This is a genomic window from Rhizobium sp. CRRU65 (assembly GCF_048551595.1).
In the GTDB taxonomy this organism is placed as follows: domain Bacteria; phylum Pseudomonadota; class Alphaproteobacteria; order Rhizobiales; family Rhizobiaceae; genus Rhizobium; species Rhizobium leguminosarum_J.
Window position 1 is genome coordinate 490597 of the sequence record NZ_JBLYZH010000001.1, and the last position, 16732, is coordinate 507328.

20 protein-coding genes and 1 pseudogene are annotated in these 16732 nt (G+C 57.4%); 2 read left to right on the forward strand and 19 right to left on the reverse strand.

Translation table 11 applies throughout. The annotated features are described in order from the left end of the window. Nucleotides 1-88: 88 nt before the first annotated feature. From ACM5SV_RS02320 to ACM5SV_RS02350, 7 genes are all read right to left on the reverse strand, one after another. On the reverse strand, nucleotides 89-493 hold the full coding sequence (locus ACM5SV_RS02320) for a RidA family protein (RefSeq protein ID WP_205837081.1): 405 nt from the start codon (nucleotides 491-493) through the stop codon (nucleotides 89-91). A gap of 111 nt (nucleotides 494-604) precedes the next feature. Further along, a complete protein-coding gene (locus ACM5SV_RS02325) occupies nucleotides 605-1252 on the reverse strand; it encodes a LysE family translocator (protein ID WP_035201353.1) in 648 nt (215 codons plus the stop codon). A 384-nt stretch (nucleotides 1253-1636) separates the two neighbouring features. After that, a complete protein-coding gene (locus tag ACM5SV_RS02330) occupies nucleotides 1637-2395 on the reverse strand; it encodes an alpha/beta fold hydrolase (protein ID WP_113469436.1) in 759 nt (252 codons plus the stop codon). A gap of 105 nt (nucleotides 2396-2500) precedes the next feature. Further along, nucleotides 2501-3235, reverse strand: coding sequence for a L,D-transpeptidase (locus ACM5SV_RS02335; protein ID WP_205928542.1), 735 nt, complete (start codon nucleotides 3233-3235; stop codon nucleotides 2501-2503). Beyond that, entirely contained in the window at nucleotides 3232-3762 is a 531-nt protein-coding gene (locus tag ACM5SV_RS02340) for a VOC family protein (RefSeq protein ID WP_156587519.1), read from the reverse strand. Before ACM5SV_RS02340 ends, ACM5SV_RS02335 begins: the two co-directional genes overlap by 4 nt. A 64-nt stretch (nucleotides 3763-3826) precedes the next feature. Continuing rightward, nucleotides 3827-4675: an alpha/beta fold hydrolase gene (locus ACM5SV_RS02345; RefSeq protein ID WP_131607233.1), complete on the reverse strand. Its 849-nt coding sequence runs from the start codon at nucleotides 4673-4675 to the stop codon at nucleotides 3827-3829. Between the two features lie 45 nt (nucleotides 4676-4720). Beyond that, nucleotides 4721-5545, reverse strand: a complete 825-nt coding sequence (locus ACM5SV_RS02350; protein ID WP_131607235.1) for an oxidoreductase — start codon at nucleotides 5543-5545, stop codon at nucleotides 4721-4723. A 108-nt stretch (nucleotides 5546-5653) separates the two neighbouring features. Between ACM5SV_RS02350 and ACM5SV_RS02355 the strand changes: the two genes are divergently transcribed. After that, a complete protein-coding gene (locus tag ACM5SV_RS02355; protein WP_113469498.1) occupies nucleotides 5654-6517 on the forward strand; it encodes a LysR family transcriptional regulator in 864 nt (287 codons plus the stop codon). Nucleotides 6518-6584: 67 nt separating this feature from the next. Here ACM5SV_RS02355 and ACM5SV_RS02360 read toward each other — a convergent pair whose 3' ends face one another. From ACM5SV_RS02360 to ACM5SV_RS02395, 8 genes are all read right to left on the reverse strand, one after another. Then, nucleotides 6585-6896, reverse strand: coding sequence for a chorismate mutase (locus tag ACM5SV_RS02360; protein ID WP_245417285.1), 312 nt, complete (start codon nucleotides 6894-6896; stop codon nucleotides 6585-6587). Nucleotides 6897-6922: 26 nt separating this feature from the next. Further along, nucleotides 6923-7507: a DUF308 domain-containing protein gene (locus ACM5SV_RS02365; RefSeq protein WP_131607237.1), complete on the reverse strand. Its 585-nt coding sequence runs from the start codon at nucleotides 7505-7507 to the stop codon at nucleotides 6923-6925. A gap of 51 nt (nucleotides 7508-7558) precedes the next feature. Next, on the reverse strand, nucleotides 7559-7888 hold the full coding sequence (locus ACM5SV_RS02370; RefSeq protein ID WP_131607239.1) for a hypothetical protein: 330 nt from the start codon (nucleotides 7886-7888) through the stop codon (nucleotides 7559-7561). A 34-nt stretch (nucleotides 7889-7922) separates the two neighbouring features. Further along, complete coding sequence (locus ACM5SV_RS02375) at nucleotides 7923-8699, reverse strand: molybdopterin-binding protein (protein ID WP_131607241.1); 777 nt, start codon at nucleotides 8697-8699, stop codon at nucleotides 7923-7925. Beyond that, nucleotides 8696-9550 carry a cytochrome b/b6 domain-containing protein gene (locus tag ACM5SV_RS02380; protein WP_131607243.1) on the reverse strand — a complete coding sequence of 285 codons (855 nt, stop codon included), beginning with the start codon at nucleotides 9548-9550 and terminating at the stop codon, nucleotides 8696-8698. Before ACM5SV_RS02380 ends, ACM5SV_RS02375 begins: the two co-directional genes overlap by 4 nt. Before the next feature lie 109 nt (nucleotides 9551-9659). Then, entirely contained in the window at nucleotides 9660-10286 is a 627-nt protein-coding gene (locus tag ACM5SV_RS02385; protein WP_419424986.1) for a hypothetical protein, read from the reverse strand. Between the two features lie 67 nt (nucleotides 10287-10353). Continuing rightward, nucleotides 10354-10944, reverse strand: a complete 591-nt coding sequence (locus ACM5SV_RS02390; RefSeq protein ID WP_131607247.1) for a TetR/AcrR family transcriptional regulator — start codon at nucleotides 10942-10944, stop codon at nucleotides 10354-10356. A gap of 57 nt (nucleotides 10945-11001) precedes the next feature. Continuing rightward, entirely contained in the window at nucleotides 11002-11829 is an 828-nt protein-coding gene (locus ACM5SV_RS02395; protein ID WP_131607249.1) for an oxidoreductase, read from the reverse strand. A gap of 91 nt (nucleotides 11830-11920) precedes the next feature. On the opposite strand from ACM5SV_RS02395, the gene ACM5SV_RS02400 reads away from it, so the two are divergent. Continuing rightward, nucleotides 11921-12832, forward strand: a complete 912-nt coding sequence (locus ACM5SV_RS02400) for an AraC family transcriptional regulator (RefSeq protein ID WP_131607251.1) — start codon at nucleotides 11921-11923, stop codon at nucleotides 12830-12832. Nucleotides 12833-12883: 51 nt separating this feature from the next. On the opposite strand, the gene ACM5SV_RS02405 is transcribed toward ACM5SV_RS02400, so the two are convergent. The 4 genes and pseudogenes from ACM5SV_RS02405 to ACM5SV_RS02420 form a co-directional block, all read right to left on the reverse strand. Further along, complete coding sequence (locus ACM5SV_RS02405; RefSeq protein WP_113138128.1) at nucleotides 12884-13573, reverse strand: aspartate/glutamate racemase family protein; 690 nt, start codon at nucleotides 13571-13573, stop codon at nucleotides 12884-12886. Between the two features lie 270 nt (nucleotides 13574-13843). Then, nucleotides 13844-14599, reverse strand: coding sequence for an SDR family oxidoreductase (locus ACM5SV_RS02410; protein ID WP_102761889.1), 756 nt, complete (start codon nucleotides 14597-14599; stop codon nucleotides 13844-13846). A gap of 77 nt (nucleotides 14600-14676) precedes the next feature. Next, nucleotides 14677-16094 (reverse strand): annotated as a pseudogene (locus ACM5SV_RS02415) (MFS transporter). Nucleotides 16095-16174: 80 nt separating this feature from the next. After that, nucleotides 16175-16708: a TetR/AcrR family transcriptional regulator gene (locus ACM5SV_RS02420; protein WP_092937874.1), complete on the reverse strand. Its 534-nt coding sequence runs from the start codon at nucleotides 16706-16708 to the stop codon at nucleotides 16175-16177. Nucleotides 16709-16732 lie beyond the last annotated feature (24 nt).

Sequence of the window (16732 nt, forward strand, 5' to 3'; positions counted from 1 at the left end):
CCAGCTGCGTCGTTTTGTTATGTCTTCTACACCAGCTGTCCAGTCCAATTTGTGCACTCTAGGACTTCGGCGGGCATCAACTACCGCTCTATTCCAACGGGTGCGAAGGTATAGCTGCCACAACTTTGATTTCCACAAGAAGACCGGGATGGGCAAGTTCAGAGACGCCAATGCAAGTCCACGCGCATGTTCCGCGGGGGAAAATTCGGTCCTTTACCTTGCGAAAGGTATGCATGTGCTGCTGCAATCCGACATGGTACGTAGTCATTTCGACAACATCTTCGAAGCTGCAACCTGCCGCTGACAAAACGGTAGCTAAGTTGTCCCAACACGCCTCGAATTGCTTCTCTGGGTCGTTGATGACATTCATGTTGGCATCACGTCCAACCTGCCCCGCGCAGAAAACCAGGTTTTCGAAGCGTACTGCAGGGGCATAGCCTGCCCGCTCAACAATGGGCTTCATTGCCAGCGGCACGATAATTTCGCGTTTCACTAATGATCCTTTCTTCGTCCGCATCGGCTAAACCAAATTAGCTAAGTGAATGCACTGATGCGATGAGGTCGTTGTGTTGAAGCCGCCTTCGCCCGGATTAGGTTGAGACGATCAGGCAGGGCTCTTTGCCAATAACAAGCGACCGCCCAGCAAAATCAAAGCCGCCCCGGAGATCGTTTTGATCCTTCTGGCGATGTGCGGGCGATTGAGAAAACCAGTTACGCTGCCGACAAGGAGGACAATTGCGCCGTAAAAGCCTAAAGCGATCAGAGCATGTGTCAGAGCAAGCGCGGCGCCATTTGCAAGCACATCCTGTTGGTGGCCCTCCAAGAATTGGGGGAAGACGGCAACGTAAAAGATCGCCGGTTTGGGATTGAGGAAGTTGCTGAGATATCCGCGAACGAAGGCTCTCGGAGCTGTCAGGATCACTGGCGCCCGGCTTGGATTCCGGACAGGTGCCGTCAGACTTCGCAGCGACAAGAGAGATTTAATCCCCAGCCAGATGAGATAGGCTGCGCCCAACAATTTCATGACTGTGAACAAGATTGCCGACGCTGCGATCACCGCCCCCACTCCAACAAGTGCCAACGCGGCATGCGAAACGATGGCTGCGGCGAACCCTAATACCATCCCGAAGCCGGTTAGCTTCGCGTTGCTCGGCGCATTGGCTAGGAGCAGAGCAAGGTTAGGTCCTGGTGTCACCACGATCATGGTAACGATAGAGATAAATATGAAGTATTGATGCAGAGGGATGGACATGGCAACGACCTTGCGGTTTAGGCACGATTAGGGGGTACTGCATTCGGCCGTTCTTCGGCCTGCATCATACGAAGGAGTTCGAGTCGAGACGAAGTTACCGGGCACAGTGCTCCCGGGCAACAGATATGCAGAGCTGCGTTTCAACGGGACTGAAAACTTGAGACGTTCCGCGCATCGGAGCGCGCTCCTGCTGTACCTTCCATGGCGCTCTACATTGAAGGCCCGCGACGACATCAGGCTTCAAAGCGCGATGTTGGATCGCGGGGACTCTCTGATGACAACGTTTATCCTTGGTGTAGCGATCACATCACTAGCAAGGCACGAGTCCAAACTCGCAAAACGCTGCAGCTAGTGAATTTGCAGAGTTACCGCCGTCCTTTTCCGTCAGTCGACAGCTTCCGCGGCCTCCTCGATCACCTTCGCAACTGCAGCCGCCTGCGAGATATAAATAGCGTGACTACCATCGATCTCCGTCACAGTTGAACCGGCGCGCTTGTACATCCAGCGCTCAAGGTCCGGATTGATCGTCATGTCGTCCTTCGCAACAATCCCGTAGCTAGGCTTGTCGTGCCAGGCGACAATAGACACGGATGCACTGGTGGCCGCGATGGCGACAGGCATCTGAGACCGGGCCATAAACTCGCCCTGCTCTTTGGGTAGATCCGCTCCGAAATCAGCCGCGAACTTTGCCGGGTCGATAAGCAGGAAGCCATCCTTTGTCGGCTTGATATCGTTGGTGGGTGACGGCATCGATTGGAGCAGTTGTGCGGTGCTTTCGCCCTTTTCTGGCTGCAGTGCCGCAACATAGACTAGTGCCTTGACCTTGGGATCATCACCTGCTGCCGTGATGATCGTGCCCCCATAGCTGTGGCCGACGAGAACGACGTCCCCGTCCTGCTGATCAAGCACGCTCTTCGTGGCTGCAACGTCCTGATCCAGGCTTGTCAGTGGCTGCTGGACGATGCTGACATGATAGCCGTCGCGGGTCAGGATGTCATAAACGCCGCGCCAGCCCGAACCATCCACGAGCGCGCCATGGACAAGCACGATGTTGCGCGCGTCCGCTAAGGCTGGGGCAGTTAGGACAGCAGAAGACAAAAGCGCTGCAATGAGGCCAACGGCCGCTTTACTGAAGTTGGACATGGTCGGTAGTTCCTTGAGTTCTGTGCGTGGAATTGCGGAGGCTTTGAAAGCGCTGAAGGACCTGTCTTCCCTGGTCCAGGGAGGGATGGACATGATCGCTTGCGCTTACTGCTTGACGACAATTGGAGCCTTGAGCGGGACGCGTTCATAGAGGTCGATAATGTCCTGGTTGAGCAGGCGCACACAGCCGGACGAAACTGCCTTGCCAATCGAGCGCCATTGCGGATTGCCGTGCAGACGATAGAGTGTGTCGTGGCCACCGGAGAAGATGTAGAGCGCTCGTGCACCGAGCGGATTTTTCAGGCCCGGCTCCATGCCGCCATTCTCGATCGAATATTTGGCCAATTCCGGCTGGCGGGCGACCATCTCGTTCGGCGGCTTCCAACGCGGCCATTTCTGACGCCACTGAATGATGCCGTTGCCCTGCCAGGCAAAGCCATCGCGCCCGATCCCGACACCATACCGCATCGCGGTCCCACCCGGCTGGACGAGATAGAGAAAGCGTGAGGGGGTATCGACGACGACGGTGCCAGGCGCTTCCCCAGTCGGATCAATGACCTGTTGACGGTAATAGCGCGGATCAATCTGTTTGTAGGGAACCGCTGGTATCAGGAAACCACCATCTTCAATGGGGCCGTAAATGACCGCAAGTTCGGAATCTGTCGGCGCGGCCGCAATCTGCACAGGGCGAACCCGATCCAGGAGGCGCGTCGGCTGCGGATCCAGCATCCGGCCGGCTCCGGAGGTTGACGTGCAACCTGCCACGGCCGAGGCCGCAGCCATCGCCGAAAGCGACAGAAGGCTGCGGCGAGATAACGAGGTATCAAAGCTCACGCTCATTCCTCGTCCTGCCATCTGCGCAGATCCGTCTGGTCATGATAGGCCATGCGATCAGGCGTGGTGATAAACTCAATCATCGTGCCCCACGGCGTGCGGCAATAGCAGACCTTGTTTCCAGGACCTTTTTCGGTTGCGTAGGGAATAGCGCGTGGTGCCGTGAGGGCTGTTCCGCCGGCCTTCTCAAAGCGCTCTACCGATGCGTCGATGTCGTGGGTATAGACACCGAAATGCGTAATGCCGAAGTCGCTCGGTGTAACCGGCTGCGCTTGTTTGGGGCCGTGCATTTCGAAGAGCTCGATGTCAGGCCCGGATCCGATCTTGACCATCGCCTGCGCACGCACAACCGTTCCCGGGTAGGCACCAGTGGCCCGCTCGAACTCGGGTCCCTCCCTGGCCGGATCCTGCGGCCCGAACGATTGGTAGATCACCTGGCCGCCAAAGGCTTCCACCAGGAATGATTTTGCTGCCTCGATATCGGGCACTGTGATGCCGATGTGATTGACGCCACGAATTTGAGGTGCAGTCATGACAGTTTCCTTTCTTGTTGAATCGATGAACGTGTTAGGGCTCAATTTGCCCGGATCGCAGAGTTCACTTGGCCTTGAGGAAATCGATGAGAGCAGCGGCCACTTCATCCGGGCGCTCGTCCGCCACATAATGACTGCAGCGGGCAATCGAGCCGCCCGTTACATCTGTGGCGAACTCCTTGAGCATTGGGACCATATGAGCACCAAAACGCTGCTCCCCGCCGAGACCTAAAACCGGAATTCGGAGCGGTTGTTTTTTGTATTCGAGCGCGGCCGCATGGTCGGCGGTCAGTGTGCGGTACCATTCCATGCCACCGCGCGTGCGACCAGGAAGTGCCATTGCTTTCGCGTAGATGACGATGTCTTCAGGATTAAAGGTGCTGTGATCGTAAAACCGCTCCGCCATGAAGGCCGAAACATAGTCATGTTCGCGGCCATAAATCAGGCGTTCCGGCAGATCCCGATTAGCATGGAACGCGAAGTGCCAGATCTTTGCCGTCGTAGCCTCCCACTCACTCCAGCCAGGAAGCGGAACATCGAGGACGGCAAGGTGAGTAACGGCATCTCGATAGATAGCGGCCTGCGGAAGCGCCACCATTCCGCCGATGTCATGGCCGCATACGGCGTAGCGTTCATGCCCAAGGGCGATCATGACCTCGTGCGCGTCGCGCGCCATCGTCGCCTTATCGTAGCCGTCAAGCGGGCAGTCGGAAAAGCCTGCGCCGCGTAGATCAATCGCCACCACGCTGAACTGTTCGGCCAGCAGCGGCATGACGTCGTGCCACTCCCACCAAGTTTCCGGCCAACCGTGAAGCAGAAGGAGCGGGGGGCCAGAGCCGCCCGTGACGGCATTGATCTTGATGCCGTTCACCGGCACCAGTTGCTGGGTAAAATCTTCCAGTGTTGGGATCATAACTCTTTCCCGTCGATGTTGATGTTAAACAGAGCTAGCGCCAGCTCAGGCCTGATCGAAATCGGTGGCGACCGAGATGTCTCGCCAAGCGTCGATATCGCTGCGGAAAGAAGCCAGCTTTCGTTCGGCGATTGAATGCGCGACGGGCCCAAGCGGCAGATGAAGCGGGGCGTTATTGGCGTCGACCGCCTGCAAGATCACTGTAACCGCCTTGTCGGGATCGCCTGCTTGATTGCCGTTGTTGGTTTCACGATAATGTCTGCGCGAACTTGCGGCATACTCCGGCATTTCCTTGGCCGCCATCGTTATCGAGCGTCCAAGGAAGTCAGTGCGGAACGGCCCCGGCTCGACGATCAGCACGCGGACGCCGAACGGCTTCAGCTCACCCGCGAGAGCCTCGGAAACCCCTTCAACCGCAAACTTGGCTGCATTGTAGTATGCTGCCCCGCCGCTGCCCGCGATCCCTGCGCCGGACGACATATTGACGATCATTCCGCCCGAACGTCGCAAGGTCGGCAGCGCTGCTCTGGTGGTTTCGATAAGACCGAAAACGTTCACCTCGAACATCGGTCGATATTCTTCGGGCGTGCCTTCCTCGAGCGCACCAAACAGTCCGTAGCCGGCATTGTTCACCAGCACATCAAAACCGCCAAATGTCTCGACGGCCTTTGCGACCGCGGTATTGGCCGCCGCCGCATCCGTCACGTCGAGCGGCAAGGCGATCATGCGGCCGTCGAATGGCCGAGCCATTTCTTTGATCAAGTTGAGGTTGCGTGCAGTCGCGACAACCTGATCGCCCCGCTGTGCCGCAGCGAGTGCGAGACGTTGTCCGAAGCCGCTCGAGCAGCCTGTGATGAACCATGTTTTCATGACGTTTCTCCGCGTGTATTCAGAAGATGACTTGAATCTAGATGTTTATATTTGTACTTGAAGTGACAGTTTTGTATTTTCATTGTTCACTTTTGTAAGGGCATGGCCATGGAGTGGAGTGACGTAAAAATCTTCCTTGCGATTGCGCGGTCCGGCACGCTCGGCGGCGCTGCGCGTGCTCTTCATACAAGCCATCCGACCGTCGGCAGGCGGCTTCGTGCCCTTGAGGATGCCATCGGCCATACGCTCTTCCAGCGGACCGCGGACGGTCTCGTGCTGACCGAGGAGGGCCATGGGATCATCGCCCTGGCAGAGCAGATGGAAGAAGGCGCGCTTGCAATGGAGCGCCGACTCGCCGGGCAGGAGCAAAATCTCAAAGGCAATCTGCGCATCTCATCGGCAGACTGGTTCGGGGCTTATGTCCTGCCTCCCATCGTGGCGGATTTCTCGAAAGCCTACCCCAATGTAGACGTCGAGATCCTGACCGGCACTCGCCTGTTCAACCTCGCCCAGAGGGAGGCCGACGTTGCCTTTCGCATCGTTCCGTTCGACACTGCCGATGTTATTCAACGGCGGCTCTTTAGGCTCGAATACGGCGTCTACATCGCCGAGGAGTCGCCCGACCCTAAATTCGGCGACGGGACTGGTTTCCGTCTGATCACCCACGACACTTCGACAGGGCAATTCCCCGACATAGCCTGGCTCTCCGAGAGTTTTCCGAACGCGCGACCCGTGCTGCGATCAAACAACCGAAACGTCCAGGGGCGAATGTGCAGGCAGGGTGTTGGGATCGCAGTCCTGCCCCGCGCAGTGGGCAACCAAATCCCGGGTATCCGCAGACTTGAACTACCCAAGCTCCCGCCCGCGCGAGACATCTGGATGGGATATCATCGGGACCTGCGACGTCTTCAGCGTCTTCGGGCGTTTATCTCGACCGTCTCGGACCACATCACAAATGCCCCTGCATGGTAAGCCGCGCGAAGAAGATCGATTTTCCCCGCCGATCCACGGCCGCGGTAGGACAGCCGCGACAGACAATTTACTTGCTGGCCGCAATCTCTCTGTGCCGCTCCACCACAGCGCCCACGATCATTGTCATCAGCCCTTCGACGAAGTGGCGACTGAGGCCAACCTCATTGGCGATACTCATCACTCGATCCAATTGGCGTCGCTCTCGCTCATTATCGATCGCCGGCAAAGCCTGTTCGGCTTTCAGGTGGCCGACATGCTCGGTACAGCGAAAGCGTTCGGCCAGAATATAGAGGAGAGCTGAATCCAAATTGTCGATGGTCCTCCGGTAGGAAGCGAGTTGCTGTGCCACATCATCTGTCATCATTTGAATATCTTCCAAGTCGTTTCATAGGCGCGAGGTAGAGCTTATGAGATGGGATGCATACTGCGACGCGACAGGGCGATCGTCAGCCAAATTGCCGAAACCAGGAAGTAGAATGCTCCGACGCCAGCGTAGCCCGCAACCGTGGCGATAGAAGGCTCCTGAGGCATTTGCGCCTGAAAGATGAAGAGAGCACCGGCCACAGAGGATTGGCCTCCGCTCAAAATCATCGCCCACTGACCTCCACTCGTTTTTCGGCGCCGCACAGCAGTTCCAAGCTGCAACAGCCCTGAGAAGATAGCCCATAGACCGAAGGCGCCGAGAACCCAGTTCATGTTCATTGTCAACGCCAGGATCACGGCTATCGTCATAACCGAGCTCGCTGCGACGTTGATCGCTTGGCTCCGGTTGGCGGCAAGACCACCGCTCCTTGCGGCATCGATAACGTTCGCGATTGCATCCCAAGCGGGATAGATGATCAGCAGTGCGGCAGCCACCGCAAAGGAATGCCGTCCGGCAGTCAACGCAGCCGCGACCCACAGCACTGAGAAGGCCGCTCTGGTAAAGTAATACTGCTTGAGCCACTGGTCGTTGCCGCGCGGGGCACGGGAGGTCTGGTTGTTCGACATTGTTTTCTTCCACTTTGTGAACTGGTTGATTGATGGTTCGCGCTAGCGTCGTCAGATGAAGACGACATGTTTGCCGAAGAGGGTGTTCTCGTCCCATTCAGTACGGCCGATCCGATCGCTTTCGCCGGAGAGTTTCCCAGCTGGCTTCTCTGGGAGCTCGACGTTCTGTGCGCCGTCCTGCCACGGCGTCACTAAATCAGTGCCGTGATCGCTCTCCAAGCGCATGCGCCTCTCGAATGCCTCGTTGATCTCCCCCTGCCGCTTTGCGACCCATCGGCCGTCGGGGTCAGAGAGGATCGAGTTGGTTTGGCCGATCTCAACCGGTGGCGAAGAAGCGATCGCTGAGATGGCCATTACTTTTTGAACTGGGCGTCTGCTCATGAGCTTTGATCCTGTGGTTTGCTGTTTGACTGCCTCAGATGCCGGCGTACCATTCGTACCCGCGGTCTTCCCAATAGCCGCCGTTCCCGCCCCACAGGCCGGAGAAACTATCCACCAGTTCGATACGCATGATGTATTTCGCCTGTTTGTAGCCGAGCTGTCGCTCTACCCTGAGACGCAACGGCGCGCCGTGGCCGACGCTCAGGTCCTGGCCGTTCATCTGGTAGGCTAGGATGGTTTGCGGGTGAAACGCATCGACAAGATCGATGCTCTCGTAGTAACGGCCGCTTCCATCGAGTGTCTTTTCGAGTTCGTCGGCACAATGCAGCACGACATAACGCGCCGTCGGCTTCAGCCCAGTCAGCTGCAGCAGACTGGCGAGAGGAACGCCAGTCCATTTGCCGATGGCGCTCCATCCCTCGACACAGTCATGGCGGGTGATCTGCGTGCGCGCCGGGAGCGCCTTTAGATCTGCGAGCGAAAACTCTCGCGGCCGCTCAACAAGGCCGTCAATTTTTAATCGCCAAGCGGAAAAATTACCTTCAGCCAATTCAACATATTCGTCGCCGTCGGGAGCACTCGTTCCATTTACGCGAAACGACGGAGAAATATCCTTTTCATCAAACTCACGCGCCAGGGCATCACGCCCCTGAAGCAGTCTCTGCGCCTTCATCGTTAGGTCCTCGGCCGAACGGAGAACATTGGCGACGTTCGCGTTTTGGTCGAGCAGGTCACATCCGGAAAGGGTCAAGGCGCTAGCGCCAAGAGTGCCACCAATCAAAAAGCGGCGTCGAGTAAAGAGCTTGCTCATGATTTCGGGCCTTTTTCCTGGATCGCATAGCGTCCGGTGATCATCGAGCGGATATTGTTCCAGGGCCCGGAAAGGATCACCATTGCCACATGCACGATAACGAAGATCACAAGCGCCGACGCAGTGATGAAATGGATCGTGCGCGCGGACTGGCGTCCGCCGAAAATATCAACAAGGGACGGCAGAGCGGCATCGACGCCCGGCGACATGGTCAGGCCGGTCAAAACCATCAGAGGCAGCAGGACGACAATGACGGCCAGATAGGTGAGCTTTTGAAGCGCATTGTAATGCCTGGCCTCCTCCCCTTCGGGGAAGCGGAGACGAGCGTGGTCGAGAACCTCGCGGCCCAGATGGCGAGGCGAGAGTTCGTGCAGCTTCGGCGCCAGGTCTCGCCTGAAGTGTCCGCTCAGCAGGCTGAATCCCAGGTAGAGAATACCATTGATCACAAACAGCCAGGCAAAGAAGAAATGCCAGCGACGTCCAGCCGCGAGATCCTGGAACGAGGGAATTGTCGCCCAGGACGGGAAAGCTCGCGCAGTCGGCTCCCCATCAACATTGGAAACACCCAAGACGCCGGTTGTAGGGATTTGTAGCCCTGCGACACGCAAGAAGCCGCTTGGCAAGCCTGCATCGTCGTCGGAGCCAATTGTCAGGACGGCGGGGTCGCCGTTCGCGCCATAATGACCCCAATAAAGCTCCGGGTGGGCATTGAAGATCTGCAGCCCGCTCAAAAGAAGGAAGCTCAGGCAAAGCACGTTTAGCCAGTGCGTGAGCCGGGTTACAACGGAGTGGCGGCGGATGAAGATCGTCCGAGGATATTGAACATTGTCATTGGAAGCGTTTGCGCTCATCTCAGCGTCTTTCATCTGTGGCATTTACGGCTGCAGATCGAACAACCTCGATCTGTAGTCACCGGCCGAAGCAGTATGGCGGCTGCTCCGGCCAGTGACGGCGTGGTCTTCACATGGGTGGAACCACGCCGTTCTTGCCGACGACCACCTGGTGGGCGATCGGGCCTGTTGCAGCCTTTTCGGCGGTGATAAAGACAACGGCGCCGGGAACGAGATCATCCTTGGTGGCTCCAGCGATGGTCACGACAGGTGTCCCATCCGGAATGGCGATCTTCTTTTCCTTCCCATGATAGGTGACCGTGACGGTCCGGCCATCGACGCCCTTAACGGCATCCGCGACCGTCGCATTGGTCATGCTGCTGTCGGGCTTCAGATCCCAGCCGTAGCTGCCTTCGCCAAGGCCTTTCATTGCCGGCGGGAAAATGACGACCTCAAGCGCTCCATCGCCCCCGTCGGCCTTTGGCAAGGATGCGATTCCCACGAAATCGCCCGGCTCTATGTCGGTGACCTTGGCATCCGCGACGCCCGCCACCTTCCAGTCGTCGGCAAGCGCCACATCGATTGTCTCGCCTTCGCGCGTCTTCACTTTGAGCGTTGAACCCTGGTAGTCGACGATGCTGCCGCGGACATGGATCGGCGCGGCTTTCTTATCTTCGGCAAATGCGGGTGTCGAAAGGACTGTTACCGAAAGGATGCTGGTCAGCCCGAGGGCCAGAGCGGGGAATACATTTTTCACTTTGATCTTCCTACTAGTTGGTAGTTTCGTTGGACGCGATTGGCCTGAGCAGGCTAGCTACGCAGGATTAGTGAGAGACATTCGGCGTAAGGCGGTTGAGAGCAGGTGCAAGTATCGTCGAAAAGACCTCCGGTTTCCCGTAGGCTCTCGCCGAGAGCATCGCCCCGTACACCGTCGCCAGAAATGCTTCGGCTTCAACGTGCGGTTCGCTCGTGAGATTGAGCGCTCCATTTTTGCTTCCACGCTCCATCACCGTCGTCAGCCACGATGAAATAAAGCGAAAGAAATTCGTCACCTCGGTTGCGACTTCCGGCGGAAGAGATGGCAGTTCACTGGCGAGCAGGGCGCACACGCAGTAAGGCCTGCTGGCATCCTCGATGCATTTGGTCCAATGGTCTGCGTAAACCTTGAGGATGTCCAGAGCGTCTGGAACATTCTGTTCGAGCGCCGCAACGTTCGCCTGACCGTCTTCCCGGTAACGCTTGACCAGCTCACGCACCAGATCGACCTTGCTGGGAAAGTGGTGGTGGATGCTGGCCTTGCGTATGCCGACCACTTCCGAGATATCTGCATAGCTAAACCCGTTGTAACCCCCACTCATGATGAGGTTGCGCGCAGAGGCCAGGATTTCGTCGGAAGTGTTCGAAAGATTGCTCATGGGGTCTGTCTACCTTCTAGTAGGCAGATCGTCAATAGCAAATAGTTCGTTTTCTTGCTAGCCGTCTGTGGAGACGGTAAGAGCTTTCCACGATGTGAGTTCCTTCTGCAACCGCTCGATCCGCGCCGTCACGTGGCTGAGGGCATCGCTCCCAAGGAGAAGTTGCGGCGGGGGATTGTCCGATTCAATGAGTGTAAGCACAGCGGCGGCCAGTTTTTTGGGATCACCAAGTTGCTTGCCGCTTACGGCCTGACGCGCCTCGCGGATCGGATCGAACAGGCTGTCGTAATCTGCAATCGACCTGTCTGTGCGGACCATGGAACGCCCGGCCCAGTCTGTCCGGAACGAGCCAGGGCAAATGGTTGTCACGTGAACTCCAAACGGCGCCATTTCCGAGCGCATGACCTCGGAAATGCCCTGAAACGCGAACTTGCTGCCGCAGTAATATGCGATGCCGGGCATGGTGATCATACCGCCCATCGACGTGACGTTCACGATAAAACCACGGCGGCGCTCACGGAACCTCGGAAGAAATGCCTTGGCCACAGCCACGGCGCCGAACACGTTCACGTCAAACTGACGTCGCATCTCTTCAAGTGGCGATTCCTCGAGCACGCCCTCGTGACCGTATCCGGCATTGTTGATCAGCACGTCGACTGGCCCGTGTTCGTCCTCCGCTTGCTGGACGACGTCAGGGATGCGGTCGAAATCGGTGACGTCGCAAAGGACCGGGCGCAGTTCCGGGAGGCTCTTTGCCAGCGTTTCGCGCGAGGCTTCGGAGCGGACGGTCCCGATGACGGTGTGACCGGCTTCGATTGCGGCAGTGGCGATCGCCAATCCGAAGCCCGAATTCGCCCCTGTTATGAAAAACGTTTTGCTCGACATTTCTAAAACTCCTTGATTAACCGTGGATGACAGATAATCTGAAGGCCAGCTGAACTCGATTGCGAATTCTCTAATTGGTTTGACTAATCCTATGAATACTGAAGAACGGGCCGTCGCACATGACCGGCTTGTCGTCCTAGCCGGGCAAGCGGCTCCTCTCCTCGGCTACAATCAGACCGGGATCAGTTGTGTCCGTATCCTGCGCACTGAAGCGGTACTTGATGACATTCCGGTTCTCTATAAGCCGGGGGCTGTGTTCGTGTTGCAGGGGAGGAAGCAGGGCATCCTAGAGGGCGACGTCTACCTCTATGACGAGGACCATTATCTCGCGGTCTCAGTACCCGTTCCATTCCGGATGACTTCAAAAGCAAGTCCACAGCGGCCATTGCTTGCCGTCTATCTGGAGTTCGACATGCAGATGGCGGCCGAGATTGCTCTGCAGATGGAGCAACTCGCAGGTCCTTCAGACGCCAAACCGAGAGGGCTCCTCTCGAGCAGAATGGGTCACGATATCGAAGACATCCTGCTTCGCCTGCTGACTGTGCTCGGCAACCCGGTAGAAATCGCCGTGCTCGGGAGCTCCATCCTGCGTGAACTGCATTATCGGATCATGTCAGGGCCGCAGGGTGACACGGTGATCGCGGCCCTTCAGCGCAAAGGAACATCGGGAAAACTGGTCGAGAGCGTGACGTGGCTGCGGGAGAATTACGCTGCCGAAATTGCCGTGGCGGATCTGGCCAAAGAGGTGGGTATGAGCGTTCCTTCCTATCACGTCCATTTCAAGAACCTGACCGGCTCAAGTCCGATGCAATATGTGAAGGCGATGCGGCTCCATGAAGCGAGACTGATGATCGCCCGCCAGACTGCAACAATTGCGGAGGTGGCGGCGTCAGTGGGCTATGTCAGCCCGGCGCAATTCAGCCGCGACTTCAGACGGCATTTCGGGCGTACCGCATCGGAAGAAGCGAAGTGGGTCCGGCATCACCTGGGCGAACAGGTTTGACCATTGCCCCTCACCGTTATCACGATCGATCGACCGTCAGAACACAACATGTCATTGTAAAGCGGCTTGAAGGGCGGCTTTGCAATGAATGAGGGTCGTGTCGAAGACGGGAACGCCTACGTTATCCTGGTTTAACAGCATACCCACCTCGGTACAGCCGAGGATAAGACAGTCGCAGCCTTTGTCGACCAGACGCTGCGCAATCCGTTCATAGGTCAAGCGGCTCTCCTCGCGAACGATGTCGCGGCACAGCTCTTCATAGATAATACGATGGGTTTCTGTTCGATCATCCGCTTCAGGGATCGTTGGCGACAGCCCCTGAGCGATGAGGCGGTCGGTGTAGAAGGTCTGCTCCATGGTGAAGGCCGTTGCCATCAAACCCGGTCTCCGGAAACCGCGGTCGAGGATAGCGGTTGCAGTCGCGTCCGCGATGTGCACGAACGGGATCGACACCCCGCCCACGATGTTGTCCGCCACCTTGTGCATGGTATTCGTCGCCAGGATGAGGAGGTCGGCACCTCCGCGCTGCAGCGCGATAGCATGTTCATTGAGGATTCGGCCCGCCGCGTCCCAATCGGAGGATGCCTGCAACTTTTCGATTTCGTCGAAGTCGACAGACCGTATGAGAAGCTCGGGAGAATGAAGTCCTCCCAGGCTATCGCGGGTAAGCCTGCAGAGTTCTCGGTAATAAATCTGGGTTGATGTCGCGGACATTCCGCCAAGTATGCCGATGGTCTTCAAATGTCTCTCCATGTTCATGCGTTAGGTCTGTTACCGCTCAACGGCCGCTTGAGCAGAAACCGGGGCACGCATATTCGCTACCCCAGCACGATTGCAACGTCAGGAAAACCACCAACGGAGTGGAGAAATGCCTGAATAAGGGCCGCCGTCCGCTTCGCCGAACATACGCGCACAGTGCAGCGGAGGGAACTCCGCGGCGGCCCATGCGCGCCCTTATTCCGCGCTAGTAGCTACAGGGTGGAGCGGCGAGGCACCGCCTCGTCTCAATGCTCAGGCACTGATGCCGCCGTCGACGAGAATGCCTGAGCCGGTAATGTAGGCTGCACCGGGCCCCGCGAGAAAGGCGACGGCCTCTGCGACTTCACTGGTTTTACCGTATCGAGCAATCGAGAGGTTTGGCAGGATAGCGGCTGCGAGCGCGCCATCGGCAGGGTTCATGTCAGTATCAATCGGACCTGGTCGAACCAGATTGACCGTAATTTCCCGAGAGCCCAACTCACGTGCGAGGCCGCGCGTGAAGCTTTCCAGCGCAGACTTGGTCGCGGCATAGACCGCGATCCCCGCGAACGGCACAGCCAGACCCGCATTGCTGCCGGTACTGATGACGCGACCTCCGTTGGGAATATATTTCAGCGCTGCCTGAGTGATCAGAAAGACACCGCGAACATTGACGTTCAGCTGAAGATCAATCTCCTCCAGTGGCTGCGTGGAGAAATCACCTGCGAAAAGGACACCGGCATTATTGACCAGAATATCAAGGCCGCCGAGCTCAGCGACAGTTTGTTCGACGGTAGCCATCGCGGCTGCTTTGCTCGCGGCATCGGCATGGATGGCGATCGCATTTCGACCCATGGCGCGGATCTTGGCAACGAGAGCTTCCGCTTTCTCGACCGACTTCTCATAGGTGATCGCAACGTCGGCACCATCCTCGGCCAGTTTTAGCGCAATTGCCGCACCGATACCGCGTGCCGCACCGGTGACCAGCGCGCGCTTGCCGGAAAGAGGTAGTGTGGAGATGTTGTTCATGGAGAGTACCTCTGTATGTCTCTGTTTTGCTCGGGAGTTTCACGCCGTTTCCGCGCGATCGGCTGATGATGCGCCGCTCATCGACGCAACGGTTGGGTCGATGTAAGGCTGACGGAAAGCCATCCCGCGATGAGAAGACAAATGGCAATTGCAACGGCTGCAACGCTGTATGCTCGGCCAATGGATTGAACGTCTGTGGCCGGCCCCAAGATCGAGAAGAACAACCCGCCAACGATTGCGGCTGCCAACGCACCGCCAATCTGAAACATCGAATTGACCAGACCAGAGGCCAATCCTGACTGCGCCCGGTCCACCCTTTGCACGATGCTCTTCACCAGGTTTGGAAGGGCGATCCCCTGCCCCGCACCGATAAGAAAAAGCGCAGCAAAAAGGAATTGTGGAAGGCCATTCGAAATCAAGGCCGCCGTTCCAAACAACCCTGCAGCTTGCAGCACCATGCCGGCGCCGGCGGAAAATCTTCCGAAGACGCGGAGGATGCGCTCACTTGCGAACGGACCAAGGACGAAGCCGACGGCCGCAGGAAGGATCGCCAGCCCGGCCTCGAAAGGCGTCAGACCAAGGCCACCCTGCTGATAGACCGAGAATATCAGCCAGAAGGCCGCAAGCGAGTAGAAGAACAATGCAGCCAGCAGCCCGCGCATTAGTCCACGGTTTTGCAGCAGGCTAGGTGCAAGAATCGGATCTCTCCCCGTCGACTCCAGGTGTTTCTCATGCCGCCAGAACAGGAGGAAAAACGGGAGGGACATGACAAGCATCAGGATTAGCCAGATCGGCCACCCCTGCTCCCGCCCCTCGATCAGCGGCGCAATCAGCGCAGATAGCGCAATCGCGATCAACAATGCTCCGCCAAGGTCCAATTTGCTTGGGCGCTCAGATCGGGTTTCCCGCAACATGATGAAGGCCGACGGCGCAGCGACCGCGATAACCGGCAGGTTGATGAGGAAGATGGCTCTCCATCCAAGACCAAGGATATCAAGCGCAATCAACGCACCACCGAGAAACAGACCAACCATCGATGCCACCCCGAATGTCAGGGCATAAAAGCTGAGGGCTTTTGATTTTTCGTGGTCTGGGAAAATCGCGTTGATGGAAGCCAAGGCTTGCGGCGCCATGATTGCCGCTGCAAACCCCTGAAGGATACGGCCGGCGACCAACGCGGCTGGAGACCAGGCAAACCCGCATAAGGCAGATGCGGCTGCAAACCCGACCATTCCAGCCAGAAAGACATTTCGTCGACCATAGAGATCTCCAAGCCTGCCCCAGTGATCAGCATCACAGCATAGGTGGTGGCGTAACCGGAGATAATCAGCTGCATCGTCGACGCAGAGGCCCCGAAATCCTCCCGGATCGAGGGCAGCGCCACGTTGACGATGAAGAAGTCGAGCGGTGGCAAAAAGGCACCGGTCAAAAGGATGACCAGTGCCATCCATCGACGTGGATCGAGTTTGTTATTGGGATTGCTGGTGTCTCTCATAAGTCTCTCCACATCGACCAAAAAATCGATCGACGGTTTGCAATGGCAATGATTTGGAACTATTTGGTTCCAATTTTGGGTCAGCCAAGTGCCTTCAGCGCCAGTTCGACCATGGCCCTCGTCTCAGCGCGATCCGCTCCTGCCTTGGCCAGGACCCGCATACCTTGGATCTGACACACGAGGAACCTGGCGAGCGTTCGTTCATCCAGCCCTGGATCGATTTCGCCCACGGCCTGGGCTCTTATGATCGCCGCCGCATAAAGATCTTGCAGACGTCTGAACAGCCGGGAAATACGTGGTGCGACCTCTTTATCCTCTGGAAGCATTTCGACGGCTGCAAAGACGACAAAGCAGCCACGCAAACCTTCCGGTCCGGATGCTTGATCCACTTGTTGCGAGAAAGCGTCTCGAATTGCTGCTTTGGGCGACGGATTGGAATGCAGCGTTTCACCGACCGAGCGAACGGCGTCCTCGATGTAAGCGTCGAGGGCGCGCAGATAGATGCCTCTCTTGTCGACGAAAGCCTTATAAAAGCTGCCTCTGGAAAGTTCCATGCCCTCAAGCAAGTCGGGAAGGGATGCATCGTGATATCCACGATTCCAAAATACGTGCATTGCTTTTCGAACTACTTCATCGAG

Bases quoted from the DNA above. Each gene is read 5' to 3' on its own strand.
- ACM5SV_RS02325 (WP_035201353.1), bottom strand. From the start codon at position 1,252: ATGTCCATCCCTCTGCATCAATACTTCATATTTATCTCTATCGTTACC.
- ACM5SV_RS02330 (WP_113469436.1), bottom strand. From the start codon at position 2,395: ATGTCCAACTTCAGTAAAGCGGCCGTTGGCCTCATTGCAGCGCTTTTG.
- ACM5SV_RS02335 (WP_205928542.1), bottom strand. From the start codon at position 3,235: ATGAGCGTGAGCTTTGATACCTCGTTATCTCGCCGCAGCCTTCTGTCG.
- ACM5SV_RS02340 (WP_156587519.1), bottom strand. From the start codon at position 3,762: ATGACTGCACCTCAAATTCGTGGCGTCAATCACATCGGCATCACAGTG.
- ACM5SV_RS02345 (WP_131607233.1), bottom strand. From the start codon at position 4,675: ATGATCCCAACACTGGAAGATTTTACCCAGCAACTGGTGCCGGTGAAC.
- ACM5SV_RS02350 (WP_131607235.1), bottom strand. From the start codon at position 5,545: ATGAAAACATGGTTCATCACAGGCTGCTCGAGCGGCTTCGGACAACGT.
- ACM5SV_RS02355 (WP_113469498.1), top strand. From the start codon at position 5,654: ATGGAGTGGAGTGACGTAAAAATCTTCCTTGCGATTGCGCGGTCCGGC.
- ACM5SV_RS02365 (WP_131607237.1), bottom strand. From the start codon at position 7,507: ATGTCGAACAACCAGACCTCCCGTGCCCCGCGCGGCAACGACCAGTGG.
- ACM5SV_RS02370 (WP_131607239.1), bottom strand. From the start codon at position 7,888: ATGAGCAGACGCCCAGTTCAAAAAGTAATGGCCATCTCAGCGATCGCT.
- ACM5SV_RS02375 (WP_131607241.1), bottom strand. From the start codon at position 8,699: ATGAGCAAGCTCTTTACTCGACGCCGCTTTTTGATTGGTGGCACTCTT.
- ACM5SV_RS02380 (WP_131607243.1), bottom strand. From the start codon at position 9,550: ATGAGCGCAAACGCTTCCAATGACAATGTTCAATATCCTCGGACGATC.
- ACM5SV_RS02390 (WP_131607247.1), bottom strand. From the start codon at position 10,944: ATGAGCAATCTTTCGAACACTTCCGACGAAATCCTGGCCTCTGCGCGC.
- ACM5SV_RS02395 (WP_131607249.1), bottom strand. From the start codon at position 11,829: ATGTCGAGCAAAACGTTTTTCATAACAGGGGCGAATTCGGGCTTCGGA.
- ACM5SV_RS02400 (WP_131607251.1), top strand. From the start codon at position 11,921: ATGAATACTGAAGAACGGGCCGTCGCACATGACCGGCTTGTCGTCCTA.
- ACM5SV_RS02410 (WP_102761889.1), bottom strand. From the start codon at position 14,599: ATGAACAACATCTCCACACTACCTCTTTCCGGCAAGCGCGCGCTGGTC.
- ACM5SV_RS02420 (WP_092937874.1), bottom strand. From the start codon at position 16,708: ATGCACGTATTTTGGAATCGTGGATATCACGATGCATCCCTTCCCGAC.